A 6,392-nucleotide genomic window follows, 5' to 3' on the forward strand; every position below is an offset into this window, starting at 1 on the left:
CTCACCCGCTTCGCCTGATGCCTTGCTTAGAACCAGCGACGGTCTTCGCCAGCGCCGTCGATATTGCTCACGCAACGGCCGCACAGCTCCGGATGCGCCTCAACCGAGCCGACATCGGCGCGGTAATGCCAGCAACGCACGCACTTGGACTTGTCGGTCGGCTGCGCACTGACAAACACCTCGTCGGTGGTTGCCGGGCGCACGCTGACATCGCCACTGATGAACAGGAAGCGCAGCTCCTCGGCCAGCGGCTGCCAGCGTGCGGCCTGCTCTTCGTTGGCGGCAACGGTGATTTCCGCTTCCAGCGCCGCACCGATGGCGCCATTGGCACGCATCGGCTCCAGCACCTTGGAAACCTGCTCGCGCAGCGCCAGCAGCTGATCGAAATCAGCGGCATTCAACTGTGCATCAGCCGGCAACGGCGCCAGGCCGTCATACCAGGTGGAGAACAGCACGTTGTCAACGCGCTTGCCCGGCAGGTAGCCCCACAGCTCTTCGGCGGTGAAGGTCAGGATCGGCGCAACCCAGCGCACGAACGCTTCGGCGATATGGAACATCGCACTCTGCGCCGAACGACGGCCGCGCGAATCTTCCTGCATCGTGTACAGGCGGTCCTTGGTCACGTCCAAGTACAGCGAACCCAGATCGACGCTGCAGAAGTTCAGCAGCAGCTGCACGATCTCGGCCATGTTGTAGTTGGCGTAGGCGGCCTTGATCTTCTCCTGCAGCTCGAACGCGCGATGCACGATCCAGCGGTCCAGGGCGACCATATCCGGCAATGCAACCAGATGCTGGGCCGGATCGAAGCCGTCCAGGTTGCCTAGCAGGAAGCGCGCGGTGTTGCGCAGACGGCGGTACGCGTCGGCATTGCGCTTGAGGATCTCCTGCGACAGCGACATCTCGTTGCTGTAATCGGCCGAGGCGATCCACAGGCGCAGGATGTCGGCGCCCAGGGTGCGCATGATTTCCTGCGGCTCGATGCCGTTGCCCAGCGACTTGGACATCTTGCGGCCGTGCTCGTCCACGGTGAAACCGTGGGTCAGGCACTGCTTGTACGGCGCATGCTTGTCGATGGCCACGCCGGTCAGCAGCGAGGACTGGAACCAGCCGCGGTGCTGATCGGAACCTTCCAGGTACAGGTCAGCCGGCTTGCCGTAGCCACGCGCCAACAGCACGCCTTCATGGGTCACGCCGGAGTCGAACCAGACATCGAGGATGTCGGTGACCTTTTCGTACTGGGCGGCTTCATCGCCAAGCAGTTCGGTGGCGTCCAGCGAGTACCAGACGTCGATGCCGCCCTGCTCCACGCGGTCAGCCACCTGCTGCATCAACTCGACGCTGCGCGGATGCGGCTCGCCGGTTTCGCGATGGGTGAACAATGCGATCGGCACGCCCCAGGTGCGCTGGCGGCTGATGCACCAGTCCGGACGGCCGTCGACCATGCTACTGATACGCGCCTTGCCCCAGCTCGGGAACCAGCCCACGTTGTCGATGGCAGCCATCGCGTCGTCGCGCAGATTGGCCTTGTCCATCGAGATGAACCACTGCGGGGTGGCACGGAACACCACCGGCGTGCGGTGGCGCCAGCAATGCGGGTAGCTGTGCTGGATTTCAAAGAACGCCAGCAGTGCGCCGCTTTCGCGCAGCACTTCGACGATCAGCGGCTGTGCTTTCCACAGGTGCTGACCAGCCAGTTCGACCGTACCTGCCGGCGGCGTCGACGACAGGTACACGCCACGGCCGTCGACCGGATTGATCTGGCCAGCGTTGTACTTGTCCATCAGCCCGTACTGCTGGCTGACCACGAAATCTTCCTGACCGTGCCCAGGCGCGGTGTGCACCGCACCAGTACCGTCGGCATCGGACACGTGCTCACCGTTGAGCAACGGGATATCACGATTGGCATAGAACGGGTGCGCCAGCAGCTGGTTTTCCAGTGCCGAACCCTTGGCATGACCATGCACGACCACTTCAGCCACGCCGTAGCGGCCCAGCGAGCGCTCAGCCAGCGCCGAGGCCAGCACCAGCCAACGCGGCTGGCCATTGTGAGCCGGGCCTTCGACCAGCGCGTATTCGATGTCCGCACCCAGCGATACCGCCAGCGAAGCCGGCAGCGTCCACGGCGTGGTGGTCCAGATCGGCACTGCCACTTCCACACCGGCCGGCAGCTCGACGCCGAAGCTGGCAGCCAGCGTCTTGGAGTCGCGCGCTGCGTAAGCCACGTCGATGGCCGGCGAGGTCTTGTCCTGGTATTCGATTTCAGCTTCAGCCAGTGCCGAGCCGCAGTCGAAGCACCAATGCACCGGCTTGGCGCCGCGCACGAGGTGGCCGTTGGCGACGATCTTGGCCAACGCACGGATTTCATTGGCCTCGAAGTCGAAGCTCAGCGTCTTGTACGGATTTTCCCAATCGCCGATCACACCCAGGCGCTTGAAGTCAGCGCGCTGCAGGTTGATCTGCTCTTCGGCGTACTCACGGCACTTCTGGCGGAACTGCTCGGCATCAAGCTTGACACCGACCTTGCCCCACTTCTTTTCGACCGCGATCTCGATCGGCAGGCCGTGGCAATCCCAGCCCGGCACGTAGGGCGCATCGAAGCCGTCGATGTAGCGCGACTTGACGATGATGTCCTTGAGGATCTTGTTGACCGCATGACCCAGGTGGATCTGGCCGTTGGCATACGGCGGGCCGTCGTGCAGCACGAACAGCGGGCGGCCCTTCGCATTCTCACGAAGCTGCGCGTAAATGCCCTGCTCTTCCCAACGTGCCAGGATGCCCGGCTCGCGCTTGGGCAGGTCGCCGCGCATCGGGAATTCCGTTGCTGGCAGATGGAGGGTGGCTTTGTAATCCTGGCTCACGCGGTAGCTCGCAATCTGTGTTCGTTGAGGATGCGACGCGCCTGTTCTGCGTCGCGGTGCATCTGCTCGGTCAACGCCGGCAGATCGTTGAACTTTTCTTCATCCCGCAGCTTGGCGACAAATTCCACTTCGATATGACGGCCGTACAGGTCGCCATTGAAGTCGAACAAATGTGCTTCAAGCAGCGGCTCCACACCTTCAACCGTTGGGCGCGTGCCGAAGCTCGACACCGACGGCCATGGCTGCTCGAACACGCCGTGCACCCACGTAGCGTAGATACCAGAAAGTGCGGGTGTTTTCGGGAAACGCAAGTTGGCGGTGGGGAAGCCCAGGGTGCGCCCGAGCTGCCGCCCGCGCACGACCCGGCCGCCGATCGCATACGGACGACCCAGCAATTCGCCGGCATGGGCGAACTCGCCGGCCACGATCAGCTCGCGGATACGGGTGCTGGAAATACGCTCGCCGTTCAGGTGAACCGGCTCGATCTCACCTGCAGCAAAGCCCAGCTCGGCACCCATCGCCTGCAGCAGCGCGATATCGCCGCCACGGCGGTTGCCGAAATGGAACTTGGGGCCGATCCAGACCTCGCGCGCACCGAGCCGGCGCACCAGCATGTCGCGGACGAAATCTTCGGCGGTGATCGCCGCCATCTTGGCGTCAAAGCGCAGCAGGCCGACGCTGTCGACCCCCAGTTCGCGCAGCGTGGCGACCTTGTCACGGGCCAGCATCAGCCGCGGCGGCGGGTTGTCCTTGGCGAAGAACTCACGTGGCAGCGGTTCGAAGCCCAAGGCTACGGCCGGCACACCCAAGGCGCGGGCACGGGCAACCGCGTGGCGCACCAGCGCCCGATGGCCCAGGTGCAGGCCATCGAAGGCACCAATGCAGACCACGCTTCCCTGCGGGAACAACACCCCGCCTTCGACGTCTCTAAAAAGCCTGCTCATTCCATCCGGATCCGGCCCATACGGGCCGGTTCTGTCGTGTGTAGCCCTGAAGTATAACGGGGCCGGCCACGCTGTCGGCTTACTGGCCGCGCAGTTCACGTGGCCGGTAGCCCATCAGCAGCAGACCAGCGGCATAGACCGCGCCGCCACTTCCCACCAGCACCGCCAGACGCCAACCACGTTCCCACCAAGCCCAGGCCGTCCAATCCGACCAGAACAGGCGCAGCGCCACCACGGCAGCCAGCATAAGTACGCTGGCCACGGTCAATTGCAGCAGGAACCGCCCCCAGCCGGGCTGGAGCTGGTATACCCGCGCCCTGCGCAGATACCACCACAACTGCAGGGCATTGGCCCAACCGGCGATCGCAATGGCCAGGGCAAGCAGGGCATGCGCCCCTTCCACCTTCTTGAGTGCCTCCAGCCACTGCCCATCGGCCGCGACCAGTGCGGCCTGACCCATCGGGCTGAAGGAGAACATAGCGACGAACAGCAGCACCGTGCAGATGATGTTGATCAAGATGGATGCCACCGCCGCCTTTACCGGCGTGCGCGTGTCCTGGCGCGAGTAGAAGGCCGGCGCCAACACCTTGACCAGCAGGAAGGCCGGCACGGCCAGCGACTGCGCCATCAGGCTCAGGCTGCTCATGCGCATGTCCTGCTCGGAGAAGCGACCGTACTGGAACAGGGTTGCCAGCAGCGGCTGCGCGCACAGCACCAGCCCGATGCAGGCCGGCACACCAATCAGCAGGCACAGTCGGAACCCCCAATCCAGGCCCTTTGAATAGCCTTCCGGATCCGAACTGGCGTGGCGGCTGGACAGATGCGGCAGGATCACGGTGCCGATGGCCACCCCGAACATGCCCAGCGGGAACTCCAGCAGCCGATCGCTGTAATACAGCCAGGTGACGCTGCCGCCCATCAACATCGAGGCCGCCAGCGTATTGAACAGCAGGTTCACCTGGGCCACCGAAGACCCAAACAGCGTCGGCACCATCAGCGTCATGATCTTGCGCACGCCGGCATGGGCAAGATCGAACCTGGGCCGCGGCAACAGCCCCAGTTTTGCCAACGACGGCAACTGGAACGCGAGCTGCAGAATACCGGCCACGAATACGCCCCAGGCCAAGGCCAGCACCGGCTCATAGCCCCAGGCCTTCATGTGCGGCACCAGACACAGCGCCGCGGCGATCATCGAGATGTTGAGCAGGATCGGTGAAAGCGCGGGTACGGCGAACTTCTGGTAACTGTTGAGCACCCCGCCTACCAGCGACGCCAGCGAGATGAACAGCGCGTAAGGGAAGGTGATCTGCAGCATCAAGGTAGCCAGCTCAGCCTGCTCGCTACCCGGCGCGAAGCCCGGCGCGAACACCCGCATCAACCAGGGCGCCAGCAGGATGGCCGCTGCCGTCATCACCAGCAGCGAGGCCGTCAGCACGCCGGCAACCCGGTCTACCAGCGCCTTGACCGCCGCGTGGTCGCCATTGGCCTTGTACTCGGCCAATACCGGCACGAACGCCATCGAGAATGAACCCTCGGCGGAAAGCCGGCGCATGAAGTTGGGAATTCTGAACGCGACCACAAAAGCGTCCATGGCCGCGCTGGCACCGAACACATGGGCGTAAACTTGGTCGCGAACCAGTCCGCTGATGCGTGACAGAAAGGTCATGGAACTGAAAACGGCAGTGGATTTGAGCAGGCGACCGCTCATGAAGCTCCCTCTTGACAACTTGACTTGACGTTCAAACGGACAAGCATCATACTTGCATGCTTGCTGTTCCCACCACACCGATTTTCAGGAAACCACCACTGTGGCCAATATCAAGTCCGCCAAGAAGCGCGCCAAGCAGACCGTTGTGCGCAACGCGCGCAACACGGCTCAGCGTTCGATGCTGCGCACCGCCGTCAAGAAGGTGATCAAGGCTCTGGATGCCAACGACGCCGCTGGCGCCGAGGCAGCCTTTGCCGTCGCCCAGCCCATTCTCGATCGTTTCAGCGCCCGCGGCCTGATTCACAAGAACAAGGCTGCGCGTCATAAGAGCCGTTTGACTGCACGCATCAAAGCCATCAAGGCTGCCTGATCCGCGCAACAACCTGGAGTCGCAAGACTCCCGGCATGAAAAACCCGGCCTAGTGTCGGGTTTTTTGTTGGGCGATTTTTAGGGAAGCGAGGCAGACACCCTCCCGCATGGCTGTGGCTGTGGCTGTGGCTGTGGCTGTGGCTGTGGCTGTGGCTTTGGCTGTGGCTTTGGCTGTGGCTGTGGCTTGGTGTGTGGCTGTGGCGGAGAGTTGGGCATGCGCGTTGGGTTTGTCTGTGGCTTTGGCTGTGGCTTTGTGTTTGACTTTGTCTTGGGCTTTGCCTGTGGCTTTGTCTGTGGCTTTGTCTGTGGCTTTGGCTTTGGCTTTGGCCTTGGCTTTCGCTTTGGCTTTGGCTTGGAGCCTCCCCAGAAAAGCCTGAACAACTCCCTTCTCCCGCTTGCGGGAGAAGGTGCCCGAAGGGCGGATGAGGGGGCCTTTGATTTGGATTTGGATTTGGCTCTTCAAGCAAAAGCTTGCCCTCACCCCAACCCCTCTCCCGCCGGCGGGAGAGGGG

The 6,392-nt window shown here is 63.2% G+C and carries 5 protein-coding genes; 2 read left to right on the forward strand and 3 right to left on the reverse strand.

Annotated elements, in window-relative coordinates; translation table 11 throughout:
* Nucleotides 1–26: 26 nt before the first annotated feature.
* The 3 genes from ileS to murJ all read right to left on the reverse strand — a co-directional run bounded on the left by ileS (nucleotide 27) and on the right by murJ (nucleotide 5,510).
* A complete protein-coding gene (ileS, locus tag ACVOLR_RS08730) occupies nucleotides 27–2,858 on the reverse strand; it encodes an isoleucine--tRNA ligase (RefSeq protein WP_481536102.1) in 2,832 nt (943 codons plus the stop codon).
* Nucleotides 2,855–3,802 carry a bifunctional riboflavin kinase/FAD synthetase gene (locus ACVOLR_RS08735; protein ID WP_481536103.1) on the reverse strand — a complete coding sequence of 316 codons (948 nt, stop codon included), beginning with the start codon at nucleotides 3,800–3,802 and terminating at the stop codon, nucleotides 2,855–2,857. Before ACVOLR_RS08735 ends, ileS begins: the two co-directional genes overlap by 4 nt.
* 79 nt (nucleotides 3,803–3,881) lie before the next feature.
* Nucleotides 3,882–5,510: a murein biosynthesis integral membrane protein MurJ gene (gene murJ / locus ACVOLR_RS08740; RefSeq protein WP_481536104.1), complete on the reverse strand. Its 1,629-nt coding sequence runs from the start codon at nucleotides 5,508–5,510 to the stop codon at nucleotides 3,882–3,884.
* Nucleotides 5,511–5,610: 100 nt separating this feature from the next.
* Here murJ and rpsT point away from each other — a divergent pair, with 100 nt between their 5' ends.
* Both rpsT and ACVOLR_RS08750 read left to right on the forward strand, forming a co-directional pair.
* The gene (rpsT, locus tag ACVOLR_RS08745) at nucleotides 5,611–5,880 is read left to right on the forward strand and encodes a 30S ribosomal protein S20 (protein ID WP_057629708.1); all 270 of its coding nucleotides are present in this window, start codon (nucleotides 5,611–5,613) and stop codon (nucleotides 5,878–5,880) included.
* A 214-nt stretch (nucleotides 5,881–6,094) separates the two neighbouring features.
* The coding region (locus ACVOLR_RS08750; RefSeq protein ID WP_481536105.1) for a hypothetical protein at nucleotides 6,095–6,392 on the forward strand (298 nt) is incomplete at its 3' end.

This window comes from Stenotrophomonas sp. STEN030, assembly GCF_056759995.1.

Coding starts and splice junctions, on each gene's coding strand:
- ACVOLR_RS08735 (WP_481536103.1), bottom strand. CDS start 3,802: ATGAGCAGGCTTTTTAGAGACGTCGAAGGCGGGGTGTTGTTCCCGCAG.
- murJ (WP_481536104.1), bottom strand. CDS start 5,510: ATGAGCGGTCGCCTGCTCAAATCCACTGCCGTTTTCAGTTCCATGACC.